Source organism: Marinimicrobium locisalis, assembly GCF_039822625.1.
Classification (GTDB): domain Bacteria; phylum Pseudomonadota; class Gammaproteobacteria; order Pseudomonadales; family Cellvibrionaceae; genus Marinimicrobium; species Marinimicrobium locisalis.
In genome coordinates this window covers 361,574-386,182 of record NZ_JBDLLG010000001.1, presented here as the reverse complement: position 1 = coordinate 386,182, position 24,609 = coordinate 361,574, and the positions used below count along the sequence as shown (strand labels likewise).

Annotated in this window: 20 protein-coding genes; 6 read left to right on the top strand and 14 right to left on the bottom strand. The window is 58.3% G+C overall.

Translation table 11 applies throughout. The features are described 5' to 3' along the window. Positions 1-5: 5 nt before the first annotated feature. Positions 6-3,071, bottom strand: a complete 3,066-nt coding sequence (locus tag AAE514_RS01745; RefSeq protein WP_347329758.1) for an efflux RND transporter permease subunit — start codon at positions 3,069-3,071, stop codon at positions 6-8. A 28-nt stretch (positions 3,072-3,099) separates the two neighbouring features. Further along, on the bottom strand, positions 3,100-4,221 hold the full coding sequence (locus AAE514_RS01740; RefSeq protein WP_347329757.1) for an efflux RND transporter periplasmic adaptor subunit: 1,122 nt from the start codon (positions 4,219-4,221) through the stop codon (positions 3,100-3,102). A gap of 328 nt (positions 4,222-4,549) precedes the next feature. Here AAE514_RS01740 and AAE514_RS01735 point away from each other — a divergent pair, with 328 nt between their 5' ends. Beyond that, positions 4,550-7,651, top strand: a complete 3,102-nt coding sequence (locus AAE514_RS01735) for an error-prone DNA polymerase (protein WP_347329756.1) — start codon at positions 4,550-4,552, stop codon at positions 7,649-7,651. A 97-nt stretch (positions 7,652-7,748) separates the two neighbouring features. Here AAE514_RS01735 and AAE514_RS01730 read toward each other — a convergent pair whose 3' ends face one another. Both AAE514_RS01730 and AAE514_RS01725 read right to left on the bottom strand, forming a co-directional pair. Further along, entirely contained in the window at positions 7,749-8,357 is a 609-nt protein-coding gene (locus AAE514_RS01730; protein WP_347329755.1) for a DUF938 domain-containing protein, read from the bottom strand. Positions 8,358-8,420: 63 nt separating this feature from the next. Continuing rightward, the gene (locus AAE514_RS01725; RefSeq protein ID WP_347329754.1) at positions 8,421-10,019 is read right to left on the bottom strand and encodes a fused MFS/spermidine synthase; all 1,599 of its coding nucleotides are present in this window, start codon (positions 10,017-10,019) and stop codon (positions 8,421-8,423) included. Between the two features lie 129 nt (positions 10,020-10,148). Between AAE514_RS01725 and AAE514_RS01720 the strand changes: the two genes are divergently transcribed. Further along, the gene (locus tag AAE514_RS01720) at positions 10,149-10,847 is read left to right on the top strand and encodes a hypothetical protein (protein ID WP_347329753.1); all 699 of its coding nucleotides are present in this window, start codon (positions 10,149-10,151) and stop codon (positions 10,845-10,847) included. Here the strand turns inward: AAE514_RS01720 and rimO are convergent. Beyond that, the gene (rimO, locus tag AAE514_RS01715) at positions 10,777-12,117 is read right to left on the bottom strand and encodes a 30S ribosomal protein S12 methylthiotransferase RimO (RefSeq protein ID WP_347329752.1); all 1,341 of its coding nucleotides are present in this window, start codon (positions 12,115-12,117) and stop codon (positions 10,777-10,779) included. The genes AAE514_RS01720 and rimO overlap by 71 nt on opposite strands. Before the next feature lie 89 nt (positions 12,118-12,206). On the opposite strand from rimO, the gene pabB reads away from it, so the two are divergent. Continuing rightward, entirely contained in the window at positions 12,207-13,616 is a 1,410-nt protein-coding gene (pabB, locus tag AAE514_RS01710) for an aminodeoxychorismate synthase component I (protein ID WP_347329751.1), read from the top strand. Between the two features lie 178 nt (positions 13,617-13,794). On the opposite strand, the gene thrH is transcribed toward pabB, so the two are convergent. Continuing rightward, on the bottom strand, positions 13,795-14,412 hold the full coding sequence (gene thrH, locus AAE514_RS01705; protein WP_347329750.1) for a bifunctional phosphoserine phosphatase/homoserine phosphotransferase ThrH: 618 nt from the start codon (positions 14,410-14,412) through the stop codon (positions 13,795-13,797). 465 nt (positions 14,413-14,877) lie between these two features. Between thrH and AAE514_RS01700 the strand changes: the two genes are divergently transcribed. Continuing rightward, positions 14,878-15,606: a phosphoadenylyl-sulfate reductase gene (locus AAE514_RS01700; protein WP_347329749.1), complete on the top strand. Its 729-nt coding sequence runs from the start codon at positions 14,878-14,880 to the stop codon at positions 15,604-15,606. A 33-nt stretch (positions 15,607-15,639) separates the two neighbouring features. Next, positions 15,640-15,975, top strand: a complete 336-nt coding sequence (locus AAE514_RS01695; RefSeq protein ID WP_347329748.1) for a hypothetical protein — start codon at positions 15,640-15,642, stop codon at positions 15,973-15,975. 72 nt (positions 15,976-16,047) lie between these two features. On the opposite strand, the gene msrA is transcribed toward AAE514_RS01695, so the two are convergent. From msrA to AAE514_RS01655, 8 genes are all read right to left on the bottom strand, one after another. Next, positions 16,048-16,674, bottom strand: a complete 627-nt coding sequence (gene msrA / locus AAE514_RS01690) for a peptide-methionine (S)-S-oxide reductase MsrA (RefSeq protein WP_430623868.1) — start codon at positions 16,672-16,674, stop codon at positions 16,048-16,050. 417 nt (positions 16,675-17,091) lie between these two features. Beyond that, positions 17,092-18,153 carry a protease SohB gene (gene sohB / locus AAE514_RS01685; protein ID WP_347329746.1) on the bottom strand — a complete coding sequence of 354 codons (1,062 nt, stop codon included), beginning with the start codon at positions 18,151-18,153 and terminating at the stop codon, positions 17,092-17,094. A 70-nt stretch (positions 18,154-18,223) separates the two neighbouring features. Then, complete coding sequence (locus tag AAE514_RS01680) at positions 18,224-18,877, bottom strand: cation/multidrug efflux pump (protein WP_347329745.1); 654 nt, start codon at positions 18,875-18,877, stop codon at positions 18,224-18,226. Positions 18,878-18,895: 18 nt separating this feature from the next. Next, on the bottom strand, positions 18,896-19,738 hold the full coding sequence (nudC, locus tag AAE514_RS01675; RefSeq protein ID WP_347329744.1) for an NAD(+) diphosphatase: 843 nt from the start codon (positions 19,736-19,738) through the stop codon (positions 18,896-18,898). Continuing rightward, the gene (locus AAE514_RS01670) at positions 19,713-21,422 is read right to left on the bottom strand and encodes a FimL-related protein (protein WP_347329743.1); all 1,710 of its coding nucleotides are present in this window, start codon (positions 21,420-21,422) and stop codon (positions 19,713-19,715) included. The genes nudC and AAE514_RS01670 overlap by 26 nt, the downstream gene beginning before the upstream one ends. Positions 21,423-21,644: 222 nt before the next feature. Further along, the gene (dnaQ, locus tag AAE514_RS01665; RefSeq protein WP_347329788.1) at positions 21,645-22,352 is read right to left on the bottom strand and encodes a DNA polymerase III subunit epsilon; all 708 of its coding nucleotides are present in this window, start codon (positions 22,350-22,352) and stop codon (positions 21,645-21,647) included. 2 nt (positions 22,353-22,354) lie between these two features. Then, complete coding sequence (gene rnhA / locus AAE514_RS01660) at positions 22,355-22,792, bottom strand: ribonuclease HI (protein WP_347329742.1); 438 nt, start codon at positions 22,790-22,792, stop codon at positions 22,355-22,357. 24 nt (positions 22,793-22,816) lie between these two features. Further along, the gene (locus AAE514_RS01655) at positions 22,817-23,629 is read right to left on the bottom strand and encodes a class I SAM-dependent methyltransferase (protein ID WP_347329741.1); all 813 of its coding nucleotides are present in this window, start codon (positions 23,627-23,629) and stop codon (positions 22,817-22,819) included. A gap of 81 nt (positions 23,630-23,710) precedes the next feature. On the opposite strand from AAE514_RS01655, the gene gloB reads away from it, so the two are divergent. Beyond that, a complete protein-coding gene (gloB, locus tag AAE514_RS01650; RefSeq protein WP_347329740.1) occupies positions 23,711-24,499 on the top strand; it encodes a hydroxyacylglutathione hydrolase in 789 nt (262 codons plus the stop codon). The last annotated feature ends 110 nt before the right edge of the window (positions 24,500-24,609 follow it).

The window sequence follows — 24,609 nt, the reverse complement described above, 5'->3', positions numbered from 1 at the left end:
AGGGATTATGCCGACTTTTCCGCTTCGCCGTGATAATCCCGCGCCATCCAGAGATAGACCGCCGGGATTACAAACAGCGTAAACAGCGTCCCGATGGTCATGCCGCTGGCAATCACCAGCCCCATGGCAAAGCGGGAGCCGGAGCCCGCGCCGGTGGCGATCAAAAGCGGAACCATGCCGAGCACGGTGGCCGCCGTGGTCATCAGAATGGGGCGCAGTCGGATAGCCGTGGCCTCTTCAATGGCTTCCCGCTTGGTACGTCCGTCCTGCTGAAGCTGGTTGGCAAACTCCACAATCAGAATACCGTGCTTGGCAATCAGCCCGATCAGCGCCAGCAGCCCCACCTGAGTATAAATATTGATGCTGGTCAGCCCCACGCTGATGAAGATCAAGGCGCCACAGATGCTCATCGGCACCGTGACCATAATGATCACACTATCGCGGAAGGACTCAAACTGCGCCGCCAGCACCAGGAAGATGACCAGCAGGGCGAAGAAGAAAGTGACCACCAATTGCTGTCCTTCCTGCTTCAACTGCCGCGACTGGCCGGCGTAGTCCACACTGAAACCATCGGGCATCACCTCCGCTGCAATGCGGTCGAGCTCGCCCAACGCATCGCCCAGGGCCACCCCCGGCATGGGCACCCCGCTGATGGTGACTGAGTTCAACTGCTGGAACCCGGTAAGCGAGCGCGGCTGCACCGAGGACGTCAGAGTGATCAGGGAGGACATGGGCACCAACTCGCCCTGGCGGTTGCGCGTGTAGTAATCCTTCAGCAGGCTTGGATTCAAGCGCTCTTCCCGCTCAACCTGGGGAATGACCCGATAGGAGCGGTTATCCAGGGAGAAACGACCTACATAGCCGCCGCCGGTCAAACTGCCCAAATCGGCCGCGGCACGCTGCATGTCTACCCCCATAAGCGCCGCCTTTTCCCGGTCAATTTCCACCGTTTCCCGGGGCCGGTCAATTTTGAGGTCGCGGTCGATAAAGATGAACTTCCCGCTTTGCTGGGCCTGGGAAACAATCTCCCCCACGACTTCATCCATTACCGGGTACGGCTGGGTGGAACCGACCACAAACTGAACCGGCGTACCACCGCCGCCGGGGGAAGGCAGTGACGGCGGTACCGTGGCAAACACATTCACCCCTGGCAGGTTGTTCAGGAATGGCTGAATATCCTGCTCGAGAATTTCATTCGTACTGCGCGTGCGCTCGTCCCAGGGCGCCATGACGAAACCGGCAATCCCAACGTTGGTACCATTAGTCCCGTTAATGATGAACAGGTTCTCCAGCTCTGGAATATCCTCCAGCAGCTGCTCAATATGGCTTGTGTTAATTTCCAGATAGTCCAGCGTGGCATAGGCATCGGCGGTCGCTTGGGAGAACACGAACCCCTGATCCTCAGCCGGTTCAAGCTCGTTCTGGCTGGAGACGAACAGGAAGTAACAGGAAGCAAGAATAATGGCCGCAAACACCAACACCACCGGCATGCTATTCAGGGTGCCATGAAGCAGGCGCTGATACCGTCCCCGCAGCTTTTCGAAATGATCATCCAGCCAGACTTCCAACTTGGGCCGCTCGCCTCCGGACTCCCGCGAGCGTAGGATCCGCGAGCACATCATGGGGGAGAGCGTCAGGGCCACCACACCCGAGAGCACCACGGTTGAGGCCAGGGTAAAGGCAAACTCTACGAACAATACCCCGGTCAGCCCACCGACAAACCCCAACGGAATAAACACCGCTACCAGCGTGGTGGACATGGCCACAATCGGCCAGGCCAGCTGTTGGGCGCCGAGCAGAGAGGCATCCATGCGCGACATGCCTTCTTCCACATGGCGCTGGATGTTTTCAAGCATGATGATGGCGTCATCCACCACGATACCGATGGCTAGCACCATGGCCAGCAAAGTCAGCAGGTTAATGGAAAAGCCTAGAATCCACATTAAGAAGAAGGTGCCCACGAGTGACAGCGGCACAGCCACCGCCGGCACAATAACGCTGCGCACCGAGCCGAGGAAGGCGTAGATCACAAGCACCACAATAATCAGCGCCAGCACAATTGTGAATGCCACCTCGTCAATGGCGCTTTCAATGTACTCGGTGGAGTCGTAGGGAATATCGGCATTGAGGCCTTCAGGCAGCTCGGGAATGATTTGGTTATCCCAGACATCCCGCACCCGGCCAATCACTTCAAGGGCGTTGGAGTCGGGCGAGATTTCAATCCCGATAAAAGTGGCGGCCTTGCCATTGAAACTCACAGAGGACTCGTAACTTTCCGCCCCCAGTTCCACGTCTGCCACATCGCGCAGACGCACCACGGCATTCTCGTTGGAGCGGACCACCACTTCTTCGAAGGCCTCGACGCTGCGCAAATCCGTACCGGCGTTCAGGTCAACAGCGACCATCTGCCCCTTGGTCCGGCCCAGGGCCGCCAGAACGTTGTTGGAGCGCAAGGCGCTCACTACCTCTGAACCGGTCATGCCCACGGAGGCCAGACGCTGAGGGTCGAGCCAGATGCGCATAGCGAAGGTGCGCCCCCCCAGAATGCGAGCGCGCTGAACGCCGGGAATGGTGGATAGCTTGGGTTCCACCACCCGCACCAGATAATCGGTAATCTGGTTGTTGTCCAGCAAATCGCTGTAGAAGGATAGGTACATGGCGGCGGTGTCCTGCCCCACGGACAGGGAGACCACCGGATCTTCCGCGTTCTCCGGTAATTCGGAGCGCAACGCGTTCACCTGCGCGGCGATCTGAGTCAGGGCTTCATTGGGGTCATAGTCCAAGCGCAAAAAGGCCTGAACGCTGCTCACTCCCGCCGATGAAGTGGACTTGACGTAGTCAATGCCCTCAGCGGCGGCGACCTCGCGCTCCATGGGCTTGGTGATAAACCCCTGAATCAGATCGGCATCGGCGCCGATATAGGTGGTGGATACCGTCACCACCGCGTTTTTGATCTCAGGGAATTGGCGCACGTTCAAGTCAAACCCGGCGCGCGCTCCCAGCAGCAGCAAAAACAGGCTGACAACCGTGGCCAACACCGGTTTGCGGATAAATACATCGGTAAACCGCATGGTTTAGCTCTCCTTAAGGGCAGGCCTGTTACTCGTTTCCGGGGTTGGGGTTCAGTTCAGCCGAAGGCTGTACCGCCGGATCGTCGTTGACGTTGATCAGCGCGTTGTTGCTCAGCTTGAGCAAGCCCGAGGTGGCCACTCGCTCCCCGATGTCCAGGCCATCAACCACTTCCACGAGATCGCCGCGTCGCTCGCCGGTTTTGATAAAGCGACGCTTAACGCGGGTTTTGTCTTCCTCGTCGGTGTACAGCACGTAAACCGAGTTGCCGTAGGGGTCAAACTGCACGGCCGTTTGGGGCACGAACTTCACCTCTCTGGGCTCGCCCATGGTAAGGGTGACTCGGCTGAACATGCCTGGACGCAACTTGTGTTCCGGGTTATCCAGGGTGGCCTGCACGGTAAAACTGCGGGTCGCTTCATTAACGGAGGGCTCAATGGCCGTTACGGTCCCATTAAACGTGTCGTTGCCATAAGCGTCCACCCGAGCATTAACCGCTTGCTTTTCCGAGACCTCGGACAGCTCGCTTGCCGGGAGAGTAAACTGCAAGTAAATGGGGTCCAGCGCCTGGACGGCCACCACGGGGCTGCCCACGGAGACGTACTGCCCCACATTGACCTGACGAATACCGGAACGGCCGCTGAAAGGGGCCCGTATCATTTTCTGGCGAAGGCGCGCTTTCTGTGCTTCGAGAGACGCCTGAGCCTGCTGAGCTTCGCTCTGACGGCGCTGCAGTTCGGACTCGGAGCTGTTGCCTTCCTCAAACAGCCGACGGTAACGCTTCAGCTCCAGCGAGGCCAAGCGCTCGGCCGCTTCCAAGCGCTTCAGTTCCGCCCGGACGGTGTCGGTATCCAGGGAAACCAGCAGTTGCCCTTTCTCCACCGGCTCGCCGTTTTCGAAGTGCACCTCGGTCACAATACCGCCCACCTCCGTGGTCAGCTGGGCGCCGTTGACCGCCTTGAAGGAGCCGACGGCCGTGGTCGTGCGCTTCCAGGTAGAGGCTTCCACCTCGGTAGCCGTGGTAGCGACGGCCTGCTCGGGCATATTGGCAAAGTACTGGCCCATCATGTAATTGCCAAAGGCTTTCCAGCCGAAGACAGCGCCGAAAAGAATACCTACGGCCACTAACATCAAAATCATTCGCTTGGTCATGCGCGTGCTCCCTACTCCTTTCAAACAGTGAAGGCGCGTTTTTTAGTAACGGTGGGGTTTTATTTCGGACCCTAAATAAGGCTTATACGCAGCCGGGCCTCTTTGGATGGGGTCAAAGCTTACAATACCGGGGCGCCAGCGTATACGCCCCTTACAGAATCTTACAAATTCCGCCCCGCTCTCGACTTCATGTGGGTGAGAGGCGCAAAAGCGCCCTTTGCAGTGCGGCTAGTCCCTGCCCTTGAAGTCTGCTGCGCACCCGATATACTGTATGCATAAACAGCTTTATTGAAGCCAAATACCAGCAAACAAACAGAGCGAAAATCCCGTGGGTTATGCAGAGTTGGTCTGCCAAAGCAATTTTTCCTTTCTGGAGGGGGCCTCTCACCCGGAGGAGCTGATGCGTCGGGCCGATGAGCTTGGTTACCGGGCGCTGGCCATTACCGACGAGTGCTCCGTGGCCGGGGTGGTGCGCGCCTATGCCGAACACCGGCGCCTGGACAGCGAAACCAAGCTGATAGTCGGCAGCCGAATGAAGCTGCCGCCCGGGCTGGATGTGGTTCTGCTTTGCCCTCACCGCGCGGCTTATGCCGAACTGTGCCGAGTGATCACCAACGCCCGTCGGCGCAGCCCCAAGGGGCAGTACCAGTTGGAGAAGTGGGATCTGAAATCCCTTCAGCACTGCCTGGTCATTTGGCTGCCCCACGGTGACTGGACGCTGGACCTGCGCTGGGGCCAGTGGCTGCAGAAGCACTGCGCCGAGCGCCTCTGGCTGGGCCTGCGGCGCCACCTCACTCACCGGGAACACCGTTATATCGCCCACTGCGAACAGCTCGCCGGCACGCTAGAACTGCCCATCAGTGCCTGCGGCGAGGCGCTGATGCATTGCGCCGAACGTCTGCCTCTGCAGCAGGTATTGACCGCCACTCGCCTGGGAACCACCGTCGCCCTGGCCGGTCGACGGCTCCTCCCCAATGCCGAGCGCCGCCTGCGCTCGATTGGTCGGCTGCAAACCCTGTTCAAGGCCGAGTGGTTGGAGCAGACCCTCGCCATTGCCGAACGCTGCCAGTTCGGCCTGGGGGAGCTGCGCTATGAGTACCCGGCGGAGCTGGTTCCGGCCGGGACCACCCCCTTTGCCTACCTGTGCGAGTTGGTGGAGCTGGGCATCGCCAAGCGTTTTCCCGAAGGCCCGAGCCCGGAGGTTCGCGCCACTATCGACAAAGAGCTGGCCCTGATTGAAGAGTTGGGGTACGCACACTTTTTCCTGACCATTCACGATCTGGTGGTCTTTGCTCAGAAAAACGGCATTCTCTATCAGGGGCGGGGTTCCGCCGCCAACTCGGTGGTGTGTTACTGCCTGGAAATTACCGCGGTAGACCCCCGCCATATTAAGGTTCTGTTTGAACGTTTTCTGTCCAAGGAGCGGGATGAGCCGCCGGATATCGATGTGGATTTCGAGCACGAACGCCGCGAAGAAGTCATCCAGTACGTCTATGAAAAGTATGGGCGCCCCCGAGCGGCCCTGGCCGCCACCGTCATCAGTTACCGCTTTAAAAGCGCCTTGCGCGATGTGGGCAAGGCACTGGGCATTAATGAATCCCACCTTGAGTTCTTGATTCGCAATATTAACCGGCGGGACCGGGATGCTGCCTGGGAGGAGCAAGTCGCCGAGCTTGGTTTAACCCCCGGCTCGGAAACCGCCGAGCACCTGATTCGGCTGGTGAACGAGCTGCGCGGCTTCCCCCGCCACCTGTCCCAACACGTGGGTGGCTTTGTCATTTCCTCCGGTCCGCTGTATGAGCTGGTACCCATTGAAAACGCCGCCATGGCCGAACGCACTGTCATTCAGTGGGACAAGGACGATATTGAAACCCTCGGCTTGCTGAAGGTGGACATTCTCGCGCTGGGAATGCTGACGGCGCTGCGCAAGAGTTTTGACCTGGTTCGGGAGCACGAGGGTCGTTCTCTAACACTGTCAGAGTTGACGGCCACCATGGATGATCCCCAAGTCTATGGCATGATTCAGCGGGCGGATACCCTGGGGCTTTTCCAGATTGAATCGCGGGCTCAAATGTCCATGCTGCCACGCCTGAAACCCGCCTGTTATTACGACCTGGTCATCCAGATCGCCATTGTCCGGCCCGGCCCGATTCAGGGCGGCATGGTTCACCCCTATTTAAAGCGGCGCAACGGCGAGGAACGAGAAGATTACCCTTCGGAAGCGGTTAGAGGCGTGCTTGAGCGGACCATGGGAGTTCCCATCTTCCAAGAACAGGTGATTCAGCTGGCGATGGTCGCCGCGGGGTTTACCGGCGGTGAAGCCGACCAGCTGCGGCGCGCCATGGCGGCCTGGAAGAAAACCGGTGACTTGGGCAAGTTTCACGGTAAGCTGGTAAACGGTATGGAAGAACGTGGCTATACCAATGAGTTTGCGGAGCGTATCTACCAACAGATACTGGGCTTTGGTGAGTACGGTTTTCCGGAGTCCCACTCAGCCAGTTTTGCTCTGCTCGCCTATGCCTCCGCCTGGCTCAAGTACTATTACCCCGAAGCGTTTTACACGGCCCTGCTCAATAGCCACCCCATGGGGTTTTACTCTCCCTCCCAACTGATTCAGGACGCCCGGCGCCACGGGGTGACCGTGCACCCGGTGTGCGTGAACCACTCCGACCGGGACCATCGGCTTGAACGAGAGGACGAGCAGTTGAGCCTTCGCCTCGGGTTGAGGTTGGTCAAGGGGTTATCACGGGAGGCAGTCCACAAGCTGGAGGCCCAGCCCCGGGACAGTGCCGGCCGTCGTTTCCAGCAGAGCTCCCAGTTGCAGCATTGTGGTTTAACCCGGCGTGACCTGGAGGCGCTGGCCAGTGCCAATGCCTTGCACACCCTCAGTGACAACCGTTATCAGTCACGCTGGCAGCTTATGGATCGCAATGAGGATTTACCCCTCTTCGCCCAATCCGAGCCGGCGCTGGAGGCGGCCGAGGCCCCGGCGAACTACCTGCCCCGGCCCAGCGAATTCGACAATCTGATTGAGGATTATGCCAGCACCGGGCTGACCCTGAACCGCCATCCGGTCGCTTTGCTGGAAGAAGCCGGCCTACTCGGGCATTTTGTGCGCGCTCGGGATTTGGTGCACCAGCGCCACAAAGCCCCGGTGGTGGTGGCCGGTGTGGTGACCGGCCGCCAGAGCCCCGGCACGGCGGCCGGAGTGACGTTTATTACGCTGGAAGATGATACTGGCAACAGCAATGTGGTGGTCTGGCTGGCCACGGCAAGAGCTCAAAAACAGGCCTACCTGACGGCTCGCATTCTCAAGGTTCACGGCATTCTGGAGCGGGAGGGAGCCGTGGTCCATGTGATTGCCGGCCGCTTGGAGGACATGAGTGATCGGTTGCAGCGGCTTTCAGCCAAGTCTCGGGACTTTCATTAAACTCAGGCACTAAACTCAGGCATTAAATTCGGGCATTAAACCCGGCACTTCCATTAAAAACGTATTAACGCCTGCTTAATGCGGTAAACCGCACCAGTCACTGGCGCACAAAGACCAGGCAGCGGTTGTTGGCCGGAAGCTCAAGTGTTGCCGTCAGAGCGAGCCCACGCTGTTCTGCCTCAGCGACCACGGTCTGGCGGTTTCGGATACCCCGGTGCGGCACCCGTTGTCTTAGCGACCGGTCAAATGCCGCATTGCTCTCACTGGTAAAAGCCCCCTCCTCGTTGAAGGGCCCGTAGACAATCAGCTGTCCACCGGGAGACAGCAATCGTGACGCACCATCCAGCAGGCTCAGAACGGCTTCCCAAGGCATTATGTGGAAGGTGTTGGCTGTGAATACCGCATCGGTGTGCTCCACCGGCCAGTAAGGCTGCATTACGTCCAGCGCCAGAGGCGCTTTGAGGTTGGCCCCGGGGTAATCTTCCAGCCACTGGTTAATACTGTCATGGTTTTCCGGAAGGTCACTGGTCTGCCAGACGAGGTGAGGCATGGCGGAAGCGAAGTGAACCGCATGTTGGCCGGTACCACTGCCAATTTCCAACACATGACGGCAAGTGGCCAACCGCGGTGCCAGCACCGCTAAAATGGGGTGTTTATTATTTTCGCAAGCCTGGGAAAAAGGCTTTTGCAAGGCCGCTATGGACATAATTCACCTACTGAGAGTTTAGAATGATTAGAGGTACCCTTAGATGATGTCGTCCAGTGTAACTCAATAAAATAAAATGTCTTCCCCTACCCGCTCAATCAGCAGGTCCCGATAGTACTCGGCTTTGGCGATATGCAGGGTTTCCAGGGGGTTAAAATTGTCGGTTATGACTAGGTCGGTGTCCCCGGCGACGGTGGTCTCCCGCTCTTCCAGCCAGCTCAGAGCGGCTTCCGGGCCGGTTAAGTTCAGCGGACGGTCCGAGACAAAGAAGACGAAATCATTGAAGGTGGCATCGGGCGAGGAAACAAACGTGCGGCGATGGTCAAAAACCTGATCCAGGGTATGAGCCACCGCTTCCACCGGCGTTTCCTCATCCTCAAGAGTGAGGCCCACGAAATTCAGAGCCAGCACACCGCCGGGCTTGAGCTTGGCTTTGAGCTCGCGGAACATTTCCAGGCTGAGCAGGTGGATCGGCTCCGCCCCGCCGGTGAAGCAGTCGTGGATAATAAAGTCGTAGCGCTTATCCAGCTGCTTAATCTGGTAGCGGGCATCGCCCACAATGACATCCCCGGTGGGCTCAAAACTGAAATACTCATGAGCCGCGTGGGCCACGGCCGGGTCGATTTCAATAGCATCGGTGCGCACACCGAACTGCCGGTAGGTATTGACCAAGTGACCGCTGCCCAAGCCCACCAGCAAGGCGTCTTCCCCCGCCGGGTGAAACCGTGGCAAGTGCCCGACCACCTGCTGGTAACCCAGCATACCCGTCCCGGTTTCCAGGTGCTCGGCCCCGATGGTGGAGCCACCGGACATCAACCAGCGAATGCCCCGCTCCGGCTGGTCCACCACACGAACCCAGCCGTAGTGGGTTTCCTCTTCAAAGATGACTTGAGAGTTCGGATAGTCGCGGGTGCCCAGGGTGGAGCCTACACCCAGGAATAGCGCCAGCGCCAAAACCGCGGTCGTAGCGCCCCAGCCGACCAGCGAATTGCCCGCTTTGAGCCGCAAGTTTTCATAGAGTGCGAGCAAAAATGACAGCACCAGCATCAACGCGCTGAGGCTGAGCACGATATTCTCGGTGCCAAACAGCGGCAGGAGAAAAAAGCCCAGCAACAGGGTGCCCATAACGCTGCCCAGCGTACTAATGGCATAGACCGTGCCGGCGGTTCGCCCGACGCGTTCCAGCCCGCTGGTGGCGATTTTGATCACATAGGGCCCCACCATCCCCAAGGCCAGGAGGCAGGGGGTGAACAGGATTAAAGCGCTCATCAGCGCCCCGCCCCGCAAGCCGAGCCCGTTACTGGCGAGCTGAACGGGTTTACTCAGCAGGGGAATTACACCGATCAGCACCGCTGTCACCAGCAGAATGTGCGACAGTCGCAACCAGGGGGCGGTATCCGCCAGCCGCCCCCCGAGCAAATAACCGATCGACAGCGCCAACAGCGCCGTGGAGAGCAGCGATGACCAGACAATCATGCTGACCCCGTAATAGGGACCGATAATGCGCGTGCCAAGCAGCTCGATCATCATCACCGTGGCGCCGGTAATGCTCGCAGTCAGGTAGAACAACCCCCGGTCGACGGCTTGCAGCGGCGGGTGTTGCGCCGCGCTGGCCGAGTTCTGCGTCCGGGAGGGTTCCTTTTTGTGTGAGTGTTTGGCCACGATCCTTAACCTCTTTTATTGTTGTTGCGGGGGTTGGTAGCCTATAAGAACCCAATGAGGTTGCCAATGCCATATTGGAATTTTGTGGCGTGGTTCTCAGCTTACGATCATTCTCATAGGAGTATTCTGATGAGGGGACGCTGGCCTTCCGCCATCGCCTGGCTGAATTGCGTCGTCCCGCTGTTCGCCGTCGCCGGCTCCTACGGGATCTCGCTATATCAGGGCTCGGTGGTGGCCTGCTTTCCCTTTACCCACGGGTGCACGTCCATCAGCGGGGCCGCCCGTTACGGCGATGCGCTCTTTCTGTTTCGCGGCCTGATGATGCCCCTGAGCATGTTGCTGGCAGTTTACTGGTGCCTGCAATGGGAGTGGCTTACCCAGCAAGTGGGGCCGCGCCGCCGCCATACCGTGATCCTTTGGCTGGGTATCATCTCGGCCCTGGCGCTGGTGCTCTACGCCAATTATCTGGGCTCGGGCAGCGGCTTTTATGAATTTATGCGTCGCACCGGCATTATCTTTCACTTCGCCTTAGCCCTTCTGGCTCAGTTGCTGTGCATTCAATCCTTGTACCGCACACACCGCCCTCTGTCAGCGCGGACTCGACGAATCGTGCGCTGGCAGTTCGCTCTAATCGGCCTTCAGTGGCTGTGGGGCTTTGTCTCCCTCACCATCGACCTGACTCAACCCTCCTTCGAGTACGAGGCGAAAAACATCGTCGAGTGGAACTTCGCCTGGGCCATGGTGGGCTTCTATGGCCTCAGTGGCTGGCTGTGGTGGCGCGATCCACCCGGCCCCATAAATCGTACTCATCCGCCTGCTCAATCATGACCATGACTTTATCCCCCGGCTGCACGCCCTGCTCGCCATTGAGGTAGACGAGCCCGTCAATTTCCGGTGCATCGGCATAGCTGCGGCCGATGGCGCCCTCTTCATCCACTTCGTCGATCAGCACTTCCAGCGTACGGCCGATTTTGGCTTGCAGGCGCCGGGCGGAGATGCCCTGCTGGACTGCCATAAAGCGTTCGAAGCGCTCCTGCTTCACCGCTTCCGGCACCGGATCTGGCAGCTCGTTGGCGGCGGCCCCCTCCACCGGCGAGTACTGGAAGCAACCTACCCGGTCAAGCTCCGCCTCTTCCAAGAAGTCGAGTAGCTGTTGAAAATCGTCCTCTGTTTCCCCCGGGAAGCCGACAATAAACGTGGAGCGAATGGTCAGGTCCGGCACCTGCTCGCGCCAGCTTTTGATGCGCTCAAGGGTTTTCTCCACCTGGCCCGGGCGACGCATCAACTTCAGCATTCGCGCACTGGCGTGCTGAAACGGGATATCGAGGTAAGGAAGAATCTTCCCCTCCGCCATCAGCGGAATCACCTTATCCACATGGGGATAGGGGTAGACATAATGCAGTCGCACCCACACACCCAGCTCGCCCAGGGCGGCGCAGAGCTGGAGCATGTCGCTCTTCAGCGGACGCCCGTCCCAGAAGTCCGTCTTGTACTTGATGTCGACGCCATAGGCGGAGGTATCCTGGGAAATCACCAGAAGCTCCTTCACGCCGGCCTTGGCCAGGCGCTCGGCTTCGCTCATCACCTGCCCGATGGGTCGGCTTACAAGCTTGCCCCGCATATCGGGAATAATGCAGAAACTGCACTTATGGTTGCAGCCCTCGGAGATCTTCAAATAGGCATAGTGGCGTGGCGTGAGCTTTATGCCTTGGGGCGGTACCAGGTCAACAAAGGGGTTGTGGTCCCGCACGGGAGGCAAGTGCTGGTGCACTTGGTCGAGCACCTTTTCATAAGCATGAGCCCCGGAAATGCCGAGTACGCCGGGGTGAACTTCGCGGATTTCATCCTCTTTTACCCCGAGGCAACCCGTTACCAGCACCTTGCCATTCTCCTTTAGGGCCTCGCCGATGGTTCCCAGGGACTCCTCCACGGCACTGTCAATAAAGCCACAGGTGTTCACAATCACCATATCCGCGTCATCGTAGCTGGGGACGACCTGGTACCCCTCGGTACGCAGTTGCGTCAGAATCCGTTCGGAGTCCACGAGGTTTTTCGGACAGCCCAGGCTGACAAAGCCGACGGTGGGAGTATGTTTCATAGGATGTAGCTCTCGGGGTGCAGAAAAGGGCGCTATTGTAGGCGTTAATACGGCGGTTTGCATGGGGTTCCCATGATAGAATGCCGCTTTTGCGCAACGAGTCCCGATTCTTTTCCATGCGGCCCAGCCCCCAGGTTATACCTCTGCCCTATTACACGGACAGCGCTCATTGGTTCGCCTTATTGGCCGAGGCGCCCTCACCGGCCTGGCTCGATAGCGGCCACCCCGGCAGCCAGTACGGCCGATTTGATATTCTCGCCGCCCAACCGAGCTTCCAGATTAGCGCTCGAGGCCGGCAGACCCGAGTCGAAGCCAGCGGCGAGACCCTGGAGCTTAGCGGGGATAACCCGCTTAGCGTTGTCCGCCGTTGGCAGCGTCCGCCCCTCGGCTCGGCGCCCGGGCTGCCCTTCGTTCCCGGTGCCATTGGCTATTTTGGGTACGACCTGGCCCGCCGACTGGAGCAACTGCCGAGTCAAGCCGAGGCGGACATTGACCTGCCGGATCTCTGGCTGGCCTTTTACGATTGGGCCATCGTGCAGGACCACCACACCGAGCAAGCCTTTCTGGTGGGCCGGCCGGAGGTAAACCTCGAGCCAGTGCAAGCCCAACTGCTTGGTCAGCACGGCACCGACCCCTTGAAGCAGTTTCTGGATAACACTCATAACCTATTGAAAGTAGAGGATTTTTATCCAGAAATTTCCAGAAAAACTTATCTCGAGCGTCTCGCGCATATTCAGCGTTACATCGAGGCGGGTGACTGCTACCAGGTAAACTTTGCCCAACGATTCAGTGCGGAATTTAAGGGCAACCTGGCATTGGGCTTTCTGGCCCTGCGCCAGGCCCTGCCCTCGCCGTTCTCGGGCTACTTGTCGCTTCCCCGAGGGGCGGTAATTAGCCTTTCCCCCGAACGCTTTGTGTCCGTGCGCGAAGGGCGGGCGGAAACCAAGCCCATCAAGGGCACGGCCCCCCGCCGCGCCGATCCGGAGGAAGATCGCGCCGAGGGAGAGGCGTTGGCCAGAAGCCTCAAAAACCGGGCGGAAAATCTGATGATTGTCGATCTGCTGCGCAACGACCTGAGCAAGACCTGCGACCGGGTGGAAGTGCCACAGCTGTTCGAGCTGCAAAGCTTTGCCAACGTTCACCATCTTGTCAGCACGGTCACCGGCGACTTACGCCCCGGCGCCACGGCGCTGGACCTTCTGGAAGGCAGCTTCCCCGGGGGCTCAATTACCGGCGCCCCCAAAATCCGGGCCATGGAGATCATTGAGGAACTGGAGCCGAGCCGTCGCTCGGTATACTGCGGTAGCCTCGGTTACCTAAGCGCCGACGGCGGTATGGACACCAATATCGCCATTCGCACCCTCGTGGGCAATGGTGATCGGTTGCACTGCTGGGGAGGCGGCGGGATTGTGGCCGACTCGGAACCGGCGGATGAGTACGAGGAGAGCTGGAATAAAGTGAGGGTTTTGATGGAAACCCTGCAACGCACGTTTGGCTAAAGACCGGCGTGTACGGCGAGCTTTATAGCTAGCATGGCCCCGGTACGCCGATCCCGGGGCTCTTCTTCGCGGGAGGCCCTCTTGTTCGCTGGAGGCCTCTTTTTAGCTAGAGGCCCCTTTTTAGCTGGAGGCCCCTTTTTAGCTGGAGGCCCTTCTTCGCGCCGGGCCTCTTCCTTCGCTAAAGCGTCAAATCGCGGTTGCTGGCCTTGATAAACGCTTTTTTCAGGTCCTCGAAATTGTGCACCGCCGGGAACTGCGGAAACTCATCGATCACGTTCTGGGGCGCGTGGAAAAGGATGCCGGCATCGGCTTCGCCCAACATGGTGGTGTCATTGTAGGAGTCACCGGCGGCAATAATCCGATAGTACAACGTCTTGAGGGCCAATACGGATTGGCGTTTGGGGTCCTTTTGGCGCAGGGTGTAATCCACCACCTTGCCCTGCTCATTCACCTGAAGCCGGTGACAGAGTAGCGTCGGGAAGCCCAACTGACGCATCAGCGGCTGGGAGAACTCGTAAAAGGTGTCCGAGAGGATTACAACCTGGAAGCGCTCGCGCAGCCAGTCCACAAACTCGGGCGCCCCCTCCAGCGGCTTCAGTTTTGCAATCACCTCCTGGATCTCATTCAAGCCAAGGTTGTTCTCCTCAAGAATACGCAGGCGCTGTCTCATCAGCACATCGTAGTCCGGGATGTCGCGGGTAGTGGCCTTCAACTCTTCAATGCCGGTTACCTTGGCAAATTCAATCCAGATTTCAGGCACCAGGACCCCTTCCAGGTCGAGACAGGCTATTTCCACACTTACCCCCAAGTCACATATTCGGATCGGGCCCACGGCCCGAAAAATGGGGAAATTTACCGGTTTCCCCTACCAAACGCAACCAAGGAGGGCCTCGGGCTTCGAGGCACCAGCGACCCTGAAGGGAAGCGGTTTTCACGTGGAACATATACCCAAAAGAACTTAGAGCCAAAGTTTAAATGCTCAAAAAATAGTCTTTTTTAGCTGAAATACCGCCAAACTGACGAATTTTTCATCAATATATGGGCACATTAGAGCAAACAGACACTATATGCTGTGCATAAAACGCTCAAAACGCTTATTTTTCACGCACTGTTTCACGGTTGTAATATTTCACTTCAACAAGGCTCTCCAAGTCCCCTAAAACAGCGCTATAACCTCATAAAGTTTGGGTATTAGGAACTTAATCATCGCTCTGGTATTCTTCTCAGCCCGTGATGAGCCAATTCAATGATGGAAGAATCAATGACGAGTGAACTACTCAATACCGTCGATTTAGACGACGAACTGCAAAAGGCCTCTCCCCAAAAGGTCATCGAGTTCGCCTTGAGCGAGTTTGACAACATCGTAGTGTCCTTTAGTGGTGCCGAAGACGTGGTGTTGGTCCATATGGCCCACCAAATTCGCCCGGATATCAAAGTGTTCGTCCTGGATACCGGCCGCCTCCACGCCGAAACTTACCGTTTCATCGAGCGGGTGCGAGACCATTACGGCGTCGATATCGACATCCTCTCCCCCGACCCTGAGGCCTTGCGCGAGATGGTTCGCAAGAAGGGCCTATTCAGCTTTTACCGCGACGGGCACCAAGAGTGCTGTGGCATTCGAAAAATAGGTCCGCTGCGCAAAAAGCTCCTGGAAGTGGATGCCTGGATTACCGGCCAGCGTAAAGACCAGAGCCCCGGCACGCGCATGGGCATCCCGGTCATTCAGGACGACAAGGTGTTCGCCCGTCCCGGCGACCGACTGGTGAAATTCAACCCCTTGGCCAACTGGAGTTCCGAGCAAGTCTGGGACTATATTCGAGCCATGGGAATTCCCTACAACGAGCTTCATGATCACGGCTACGTCTCCATTGGTTGCGAGCCCTGCACCCGGCCGATTGGCCCAGGGCAGCACGAGCGGGAAGGCCGTTGGTGGTGGGAAGAAGCCACCAAGAAGGAATGCGGCTTGCACGGAGCCAATATCCGGAAATAGCCCAGATGTACTGGCACGCAGTGAGGAAAGGTTATGACCATCACGCTGGTTAAGAAAATCCTGAAAGACGGCTCACCCTGCGCCAAGTGCGCGGATGTTCTGGAAAAACTGGAATCGTCCGGCTATATGGATCGCATCAATGAGGTGGTGGTCGCGGATGAGCGGGACCCGGAAAGCCCCGGTCTTCAATTGGCACGCGAGCACAACGTCAACCGGGCCCCCTTTTTCGTAGTGGAACGTGAAGGCCAGCCGCCGGAGATTTACACGGTTTATCTGAAGTTTGTGCGGGAGGTGTTGGAGCAGGACACTCACGAGTCGGATGAGCTGAAGGAGATTATGAAGGACAACCCGGATCTGGATTTTCTCTAAACTGATTTTGTGCTTAAAACCAATAAAACGTCGGCCCAGAACAGGTCGGCGTTTTTTATGGGCAGCGGCTTTTTAGGCGAAGCCCCCGGGGCATGGCACTCCAGTTCCGCCCAGCCCACAATAGCCGCCGGGATTCTTGGCCAGGTATTGCTGGTGATAGGGTTCGGCGTAGTAAAACGGTCCAGCTTCCAGGATTTCGGTGGTTATTTGTCCCCTACCCGCTTTTTGCAGCGCGGCTTGGTAGCGATCTCGCGAGGCTTCAGCGGCGTCCAGTTGTTTTTCGCCGTAGGCGTAGATGCCTGAGCGGTATTGGGTGCCCCTGTCGTTTCCTTGTTGCATGCCTTGGGTGGGATTATGATTTTCCCAGAAGGTTTTCAGAATCGTTTCGAGGGGGGCGACTTTGGGGTCGAATACGATGAGTACGACTTCGTTGTGTCCGGTGTAGCCGGAGCAGACTTCTTCGTAGGTGGGGTTGGGGGTATAGCCGGCGGCGTAGCCCACGGCGGTGGTGTAGACCCCGGGCAGTGTCCAGAAGCAGCGTTCGGCGCCCCAGAAGCAGCCCATGCCGACGACGATTTGTTCTAGCCCCTCGGGGAATGGAGGTACCATCGGGGTGCCTTTGACGAAGTGTTTGGCCTGCTCACCTTCGAGTTTCATAGGCTCGTCCCGACCGGGCAGCGCCTGTTCCCGTGTAGGCATTTCCAGCTTTCTGCTTCCGAAGAACATCTTGGGAACCTCAATTAGACCGGTGTGATTGTATCGTTCCGGCGATGGAGGGGGTAAGTTCTTCGGGGACCCGCCGTGAACCCATCCATGGGGGCTTCTCATCGGCATCCATGCCGCGGCTTTAGCTCCTTGCGTCGCCCTAGCACCTACATCCTTGTAGGCGTCAGAGAGTCCCCGAAGAACTTACCCCCTCCATCGCCTCAGTGCCAGCAAACAACTTGGTTAGAATCAATGCAACTCACTTGTGGCACGGAGGTCTTGGGGTGGGTGTACCGGTTGGAGACCCGCCGTGAATACATCCCTGTAGGCTTCTCATCGGCATCCATGCCTCAGAGAGTCTCCAACCGGTACACCCACCCCAAGACCGGACTCAAAAAACACTCAGAATTCTCAAAACCAACGCTGATTATTAGACCGCTGCCACCAGCGCAACAATAAACGATCCACCGCGCCTTCTGCCGCCACACCAAACTTCTCCTGCAGCGACTTCTTCTGAACGTACCTTACCTCAAAGATATCCGCCTTATCCGCCTGCGACAAAAGATACTCATCACTGGTCTTCAACTCATCCACCAGCTTCACCTCCTGCGCCCGGCGGCCGAACCAAATCTCACCCGTGGCCACCTTACCGATATCCACCTGCGGACGATGCTCCGACACAAACTCCTTAAACAACAGATGCGTATCCTCCAAATCCTGGACAAACTTCTCCCGTCCCTGCTTCGTATTCTCACCAAACATGGTTACGGTACGCTTGTATTCTCCAGCGGTAAACATCTCAAAATCAATGTTGCTCTTCTTCAGCAAACGGTGGAAATTCGGCAGCTGCGCCACCACCCCGATCGAGCCCAACACCGCGAAAGGCGCCGCCAGAATGCGGTCCGCCACGCAGGCCATCATATAGCCACCGCTGGCGGCCACCTTGTCCACGCATACGGTGAGAGGGATATGGCGGTCCCGAATACGGGCCAACTGGCTAGAGGCCAAGCCGTAACTGTGAACCAGCCCGCCACCGCTTTCGAGTTTGACCACCACCTCATCGGTGGAGCGCGCCAGGCTGAGGACGGCGCTGATTTCCTCGCGTAGATTCTCCGTCGCCGAAGCTTTAATGTCGCCGTTAAAATCGAGCACGTAAACGCGCTTTTGCTCCGTGTCTGCTTCCCCGCCCCGGGATTTTAGCGCCTTTTTCTTTTGCGCCTGTTCGGCCTTTTCACGCTTCTTTTTGGCTTTCGCTTCGGCCTTGCGCTCGGCATTGTCCAGGGCCGCGTGCTTGAGGGCATCGGTCATGTGCTTGAAGCGATCATTCAGCTTCGTGGCTTCGATGTGCCCTTTCTCAAGCTTTTTCTTGCCTTTGGCGCCGGCGGCCGCGATCAAACCGATCACCATACCGATGGCTACCACGATAATCACCGCCTTGGCGAGGAACAAACCGATATCAATGAGAAATTCCAAAACTCTACTCCGTTGCTATGCATTTGATGTCGCGTGTCATATAAGAACCAAAACCAGCCCAGTGCTGGCCCTACTCCCAGTACGAGACCGCCTGACGGGCCGGTTCGTTCAGCGGACGGGCGAGTAGACCGCTGGAGGACAGGCGGACTTCAAACAGTGCCTTGTCCGCCATGGGCACGAACGTCGCGCTACCGTAGCGGGCGTCTACAACCGGGAGCCAACCCGGATGCTGGTTGGCCCAGGCCCAAACGTCGGGGCCCCACCCGTCCTGCTCCAGCGCATAGACGGTCCGCTCGGCCGCGCGCTCTTCACTCAGGGCGTAGTATCGGCCGCTGATACGATCTAGGCGGTAGCCGGGCTTGATGCCCAGGCCGCCCATAACGCCGCGCCACTTAATGATTCTGGCGTCAAGCTGCCATTGGTCACCGCGTAGCTCAAAAGTCTCTTCGCGGCCGCTGTTGTGAACCAATGTGGCCTCGAACAATTGTTCCCCCAGGCGCTCAAAGCTCAGTGTGGCGACTGGCTCTTCCTTTGAGAGCTGACGATAGCTGAACACATCGAAGGCAATCAATGCCAGGGACAGCGCGATCACGATTAATCCCAGCCCGAAGAAGCCCCGGAGGAACCCCATCAGCCAATTTCGTTTAATCAACAGGCGCAGGGCGGCATAAACCAGTATTAACCCGGCCAGCACGATAAAAACCGATAGTAGTGTATAGAACATGCCCTTCCCTATCCTCTCTTACGAGCTCTTATTGTGCTGATGTGCGATAAAATGCGCAATCAGCTGCCCTGCCAGGGTCTCCGGCGGAGGCACCATGGGCAAGCGGTCGTACCGCCACCAGTCGGCCTCCAGGATTTCGTCTTCATCCACCTGAATCTCTCCGGAGGCGTATTCGGCGTGAAAACCCAGCATCAGTTGCCCCGGAAACGGCCAAGGCTGACTGCCAAAATAGCGCGGCTCGCGCACGCTCAGGCCCACCTCCTCGTAGATTTCCCGGTGGACGGTATCCTCCACCCGTTCACCAATTTCCACAAACCCGGCCAAAGCGGTATGAAATGCCTTGCGCGAACGGGCATGACGGGCGAGCAGGCAGTGATCACCGCGGGTGATTAAGGTAATCATGCAGGGAGAGAGCCGGGGGTAGAAGCGTAGCTCGCACCGGGAACAGACGTGCGCGGGTTCCCCGGGGATGGGTTGGGTCGGCGCACCGCAGCGGCCGCAATAACGATGGTCAATTCTCCAGCGCGCCCACTGCAGGGCGCTACCACCCAGCGCGAACAGGGAGTCGTCAATTTGCCCCATCTGGGCCCGTAGCTCCAGCCACTGTTCCGATGCATCGCCCTCTGGCGGCACAAGGTCTTCGGGGCGGTTGAGCTGTTGGGCGTAAACCGGCCGATCCCGCCAGCGCCCGAGAAAATCCGATTCAGCCCGAGGTGCACGCTCTCGGGCTTCGGCTTCGCCGAGCAAACGCAATTCGCCGGCCCCATTACACAGCAGGCGCTCACCGGCCACCATCAGAAACAACGGGTGATGCACTGTGTGGGCATCCGCCACCTTATTGCACCGGGTATCCCAGGGCATCCAGGCTTTCTTCAGCCACTTGCAAAACACTATCGTCCGTGCGCCGGTCCTGCTTGATACTGTCAATGTAGTATTCGAGACTGATTACCGCATCGGCGAAAGTCTCCAGCATATGCTGGACCGCCGCGGGCTTTTCATTTTTGAGGAGCGACTGATCAATAAACTGAACGCAGGAGTTCAGCACCGCAGCCGCTCGGGTCCGCCCCAATACGACCATCCCGCCGCGAATGGTGTTTAGGGTGGTCGCCACGTTCTTAATGTGGCCCACATCGTAATTCGATTCAACAAAGGAGGTCAGGGCCCGCTTTATCATGGCCAGGCCGGACTCCGCTTCTTCCAGCACCAGCTCTTCCGCTTCGGCCAGTTGGCTGGTGGAGATAACTTCGTCCCGGGAGCGAGCGTTGATTTGAGTCAGTTGCTCCTCGGAGAGGTTCATTTTGCCCAGACCGGAGATGGAGCTTTCGATGTAGAGCAGTGTATCCGCAACGCCCAGCAGCTCGTCCGGGTCCACCACCTCATCCGACTGGTGCCAGCGCTGAATCTTCTGAATCTCTTCCTTGAGGCTGTTGCTGGCGGAAACCAACCCCACCACCGAGAGAATGTCCGCCACCTTTTTCAGGGTTTCGAGCAGTTCCGGGCTTTCGCGAAGCAGCTCAGTGCCCCCTTGGGCGGCCCTCTCCAGAATGTTCTTAGTACTGCGCAACTCGTCTTTGAGCACGGTGCCCATGGAGTGAATGGTAGCGGCGCTGGGGCCTTTGAGGAATTCCAGCTCGCGAGTGAGCTCGGCATCGGTATAGGGCAAAGGCGACAGGTTGTAAGCTGTGACCACTGCATCGACTTGGGGACCTGAGGCGCGGGAAAGGGCTATCAGGTAGAGCATGTCTCGGAGCAGGTCTTTCGGCGGCGCGACTTCGAGCCCTTCGGGCCCGGACAGCTGCAGCTTCTTGATTTCCCGGTCCAGGGCGCTGAACAGGCGCTTGCGACTGACGCTAATGACCATGTTCTCCGAGCGCAGCGCCTCCAGTGTTGCCGCCGCCACCCACCACAGTGCGGCGCGGGGCCGGGCATTGCTGATGGATTCCAGACGCTCCATGGCGCGACCCATCATGCCCAGGGAAGCGCGCACTTGTTTGTCCCGCAGAACATTGACCAGCCCCACCTGGTACATGTGCCGCAACCGGCGCACCAGCGCCCGCATGTCTTCGCCCAATACGGTGCTGCTCTGTTTGTTGCCCGCATAGACCGGAGTCACCTCGATGTTGTAAAAGTGGCTTTCGGGCAAGGGCGGCGCCTTGCGCAGCTGGCGCAGCTCGTTGATATGGGGGACCAGCAGCACCGCCATGCTTTTTGAGGTTTGGAGGCAATATTCCAGATAACGCGGCAGGATGAAAAACGCGGAGGTCAGTATGTCCAGCTTGCGGTTGGTGTCTTGCTCTTCTCCGAGCGGAATGTCGGTAATCTGTTCGACCAACTCCTGAGCCAGCGTGTCGACCCCCCGCAGCTGCAGCAGATTCAGGGTACCGCTGATCTGTTTAATACTGTCGATGCAATTTTGCAGCAGCTCGCCGTTGTTGCGGTCGGCGGCAAACTGCTCCAGCTGAGTGGCGGCATGCTCAATGGTTGCCACTAACTGGTCTTGAACCAGTTTCAAAGAGTTGAGGTTGACGTTTTCAGTGCTGCTCACCGCCGCGACCCTTTTTGTTTATGAAGCGTTTATTGATGGACTGCTTAAATTATGGCCTAACATTTTGGCCGAAGGAGGGGCTAGCTGCGTGGATCGATTTTGAATACGATTCAGACAAACAGACCCTCAAACCGTCAATGTAACCCAACTTTACCTATTTTTCATAAAAACTTGAGCAAAGCAACGTAAGTCCTTAAGAAATCGGTCTTTTTGGAGCACCAATCAATCCCTCCACAGGACTTGCCCCGCGGCTTTTTCAATCGCTTCCAGCTTGGCCCGATGGGCGGCAAATTCTTCTTCAGACGCTTCGATCACCGGCAACGGAGGGCGATCGTTGGCTAGGGGCCGCCGTTCGGTGCCCGAACTGGCCCCGCCCTCTTTTGAAGATTGCCCCCCCAGGGACAGGGCCGTCTGGCCGCCCGTCATCAGCAGGTAGACGTCCGCCAGAATCTCGGCATCCAGCAGGGCCCCGTGCAGTTCCCGCTGGGTGTTATCCACCCCGTAGCGCTTGCACAGGGCGTCCAAATTGTTTTTCTGGCCGGGGTGCTTGGTACGGGCCAGCACCAGGCTGTCGACCACCCCGCAGCGCTTGGCGATGGAGCCGTAGCGGGTATTCCACTGTTTTAACTCGTGATCGATAAATCCGATATCAAAGGGCGCGTTGTGGATGACCAGCTCCGCCCCTTCGATAAACGCCAGAAACTCTTCCACGACCTGAGCGAATACCGGTTTATCCGCCAACATTTCATTGGTAATGCCGTGGACCTCCATGGCGCCGGAGTCAACCTCCCGTTCGGGATTAATGTACTGGTGATAATGCCGGCCGGTGAGTTTGCGGTTGACCAGCTCCACACAGCCTATTTCGATGATGCGGTGCCCCTGGGCCGTTTCCAGGCCGGTGGTTTCCGTATCGAGTACAATCTGTCGCACCATTAACCCCTCATTTCGTCAATACCGAGATTCGCCAACTCATCGGCAATCTCATTTTCCCGGTGACCACTGTGCCCTTTCACCCAGTGCCATTCAATGGTATGCCGCTGAGCCAGCTCATCCAGTGCCTGCCACAGGTCCCGGTTTTTGACCGGCTTCTTGGCAGCGGTTTTCCAACCGTTGCGCTTCCAGCCCGCCATCCACTCATTGATCCCCTTGCGCACGTACTGGGAGTCAGTGGTCAACGCCACCTCACAGGGCTCTTTGAGTGCCGTCAGCGCTTCGATAGCGGCCTTGAGCTCCATTCGGTTGTTGGTGGTTTGCGCTTCTCCGCCATGCAGGTGCCGCTCCCTACCATTGAAGCGCAGCAGCGCGCCCCAACCACCCGGCCCGGGGTTGCCCCGGCAGGCACCGTCTGTAAACACTTCAATTTTTTTCAAGCTTTCTCCGGTATCTTGTTGATTTTACTGTTTTTTGTTTCGTCTTAACGGGCTGGCACCGAATCCGGGTACCGGCTTTTCGGGCGCCTGCCACTGAGGTTTCACCGGCACGGTGCCGCCCACTTCCTTACAGGCCACCACCAAATAAAAGGCACCGCTCGGCCAGCGCAGCTTTTTACCCCAGCGCTCGAGCCAATGCAAACGCCGTAACGAGCCCGGAGAGGTCACGGGCGGGCGAAAGAAGCCCCCCCGAACCTGGTCCGGCTCCAGGTCCAGCAGTTGTAGCCAGTCCAGCAACCGACCCAGGCGCAGCGCCTGGTGACGCCACAAGGCACGATCACTAAACCAACGGGCCACCCACCGAACCAACCCAAAGACGCTGGCAGGGTTAAACCCCACTATGATCAAATGCCCCCGAGGGATCAGCACGCGCTGGGCTTCGCGCAATAGCTGGTGGGGGGCTTGGCTGTAGTCCAGCAGATGGTGGATAACCACCAAGTCCACTGACTCCGGCGGCAGCGGAAGTTGACGGTGATCAGCCACCAGAGGGGAAAGCACGGCTTGTTGGTGCGCCTGATGAGCCACCGTGACGCGATGGGTGATGCGACTGCCGCCGCTAACATCGATACTTGGATCAATGCCCATCTGCAGCAGATGGTAGCCGAAAAGGTCCTCCAGTTGCTCATCAAGGCAGCGCTTCTCTTCGCCGAGGACAGCGCTGCCCAGCGGTGTTTGGAACCACGCTGATAACTCCGGGCTCGAACGCTGAAGCCCGGGCACTCCGAACCGACGCCGCCTCCAGGCGCGGAATCGATGCAACTGTTTCGATGACGCCATAATTAACCACTGTTCGGCGATTGAGAAGAATTCAGGTATGGTGTGAGTATACTCCACTCGCGTCCCAAGTCAGGAGTTGGCATGCTAGAACCCATTGCGATTCCCGCCCTCGATACTAACTATATCTGGTTGTTACCCGTCGGAGACGCCGCCGACGCCCATGAGCAGGACGTCTACTTGGTCGATCCGGGCGACGCGGCTCCGGCACTATCGGCTCTGGAAGAGCGCTCTCTGACCCTCAAGGCCATTTTAATCACCCACCATCACTGGGATCACACCGACGGCCTCGACGGCTTGCTGGCAAAACACCCGGTGCCGGTCTACGGCCCCGCCTCTGTCCCGCAGGTGACGCACCGACTCACCGAAGGCGACCGTCTGAACCTCCCCGGGCTGACCCTGTCCGTCCACGCGGTGCCGGGCCACACCCTGGACCACCTAGCCTACTTTCAAGCACCACAGACTCAGGGAGAGCCGCCTAGGGTATTCTGCGGCGATGCACTCTTCGCCGCAGGTTGTGGGCGCCTGTTTGAGGGCACCCCCGATCAAGCCCTAAATTCGCTCCGCAAGCTTAATGCTCTACCGCCGGAGACCCGAATTTATTGTGCCCACGAGTACACCCATATTAATCTGCGCTTTGCCCGGAGCGTCGATCCATCCAACACGGCCGTCGCTGAACGCCTGTCCGAGGTGGAGCAGTGCCGAGCCCGAGGGGCCCCCACCCTGCCTACGGAACTGACTGCGGAACGCCTTACCAACCCTTTCCTGCGCACCGAGGCCCCGAACGTTCGTCAAGCCCTGGGGCTTGGCGAAACAGCGAATGCCGTCGAGGTGTTTGCCGAACTGCGCCGGCGTAGAGATGGCTTTCGTTAGCGATTCTAACGGGCGGTTCGCAAAGTCTGAATGCAATCCTTGACGCCCTATCGGGGACTCCCTAGAATCGCAAAAATCCACGCCTGGCGATACGACGTCGGGCCTCATTA

Excerpts from the sequence above, each read along its gene's own strand:
- AAE514_RS01745 (WP_347329758.1), bottom strand. The coding sequence starts at position 3,071 with ATGCGGTTTACCGATGTATTTATCCGCAAACCGGTGTTGGCCACGGTT.
- AAE514_RS01740 (WP_347329757.1), bottom strand. The coding sequence starts at position 4,221 with ATGACCAAGCGAATGATTTTGATGTTAGTGGCCGTAGGTATTCTTTTC.
- AAE514_RS01730 (WP_347329755.1), bottom strand. The coding sequence starts at position 8,357 with ATGTCCATAGCGGCCTTGCAAAAGCCTTTTTCCCAGGCTTGCGAAAAT.
- AAE514_RS01720 (WP_347329753.1), top strand. The coding sequence starts at position 10,149 with ATGAGGGGACGCTGGCCTTCCGCCATCGCCTGGCTGAATTGCGTCGTC.
- rimO (WP_347329752.1), bottom strand. The coding sequence starts at position 12,117 with ATGAAACATACTCCCACCGTCGGCTTTGTCAGCCTGGGCTGTCCGAAA.
- AAE514_RS01700 (WP_347329749.1), top strand. The coding sequence starts at position 14,878 with ATGACGAGTGAACTACTCAATACCGTCGATTTAGACGACGAACTGCAA.
- AAE514_RS01695 (WP_347329748.1), top strand. The coding sequence starts at position 15,640 with ATGACCATCACGCTGGTTAAGAAAATCCTGAAAGACGGCTCACCCTGC.
- msrA (WP_430623868.1), bottom strand. The coding sequence starts at position 16,674 with ATGCCTACACGGGAACAGGCGCTGCCCGGTCGGGACGAGCCTATGAAA.
- AAE514_RS01680 (WP_347329745.1), bottom strand. The coding sequence starts at position 18,877 with ATGTTCTATACACTACTATCGGTTTTTATCGTGCTGGCCGGGTTAATA.
- nudC (WP_347329744.1), bottom strand. The coding sequence starts at position 19,738 with ATGCCCTGGGATACCCGGTGCAATAAGGTGGCGGATGCCCACACAGTG.
- AAE514_RS01655 (WP_347329741.1), bottom strand. The coding sequence starts at position 23,629 with ATGGCGTCATCGAAACAGTTGCATCGATTCCGCGCCTGGAGGCGGCGT.
- gloB (WP_347329740.1), top strand. The coding sequence starts at position 23,711 with ATGCTAGAACCCATTGCGATTCCCGCCCTCGATACTAACTATATCTGG.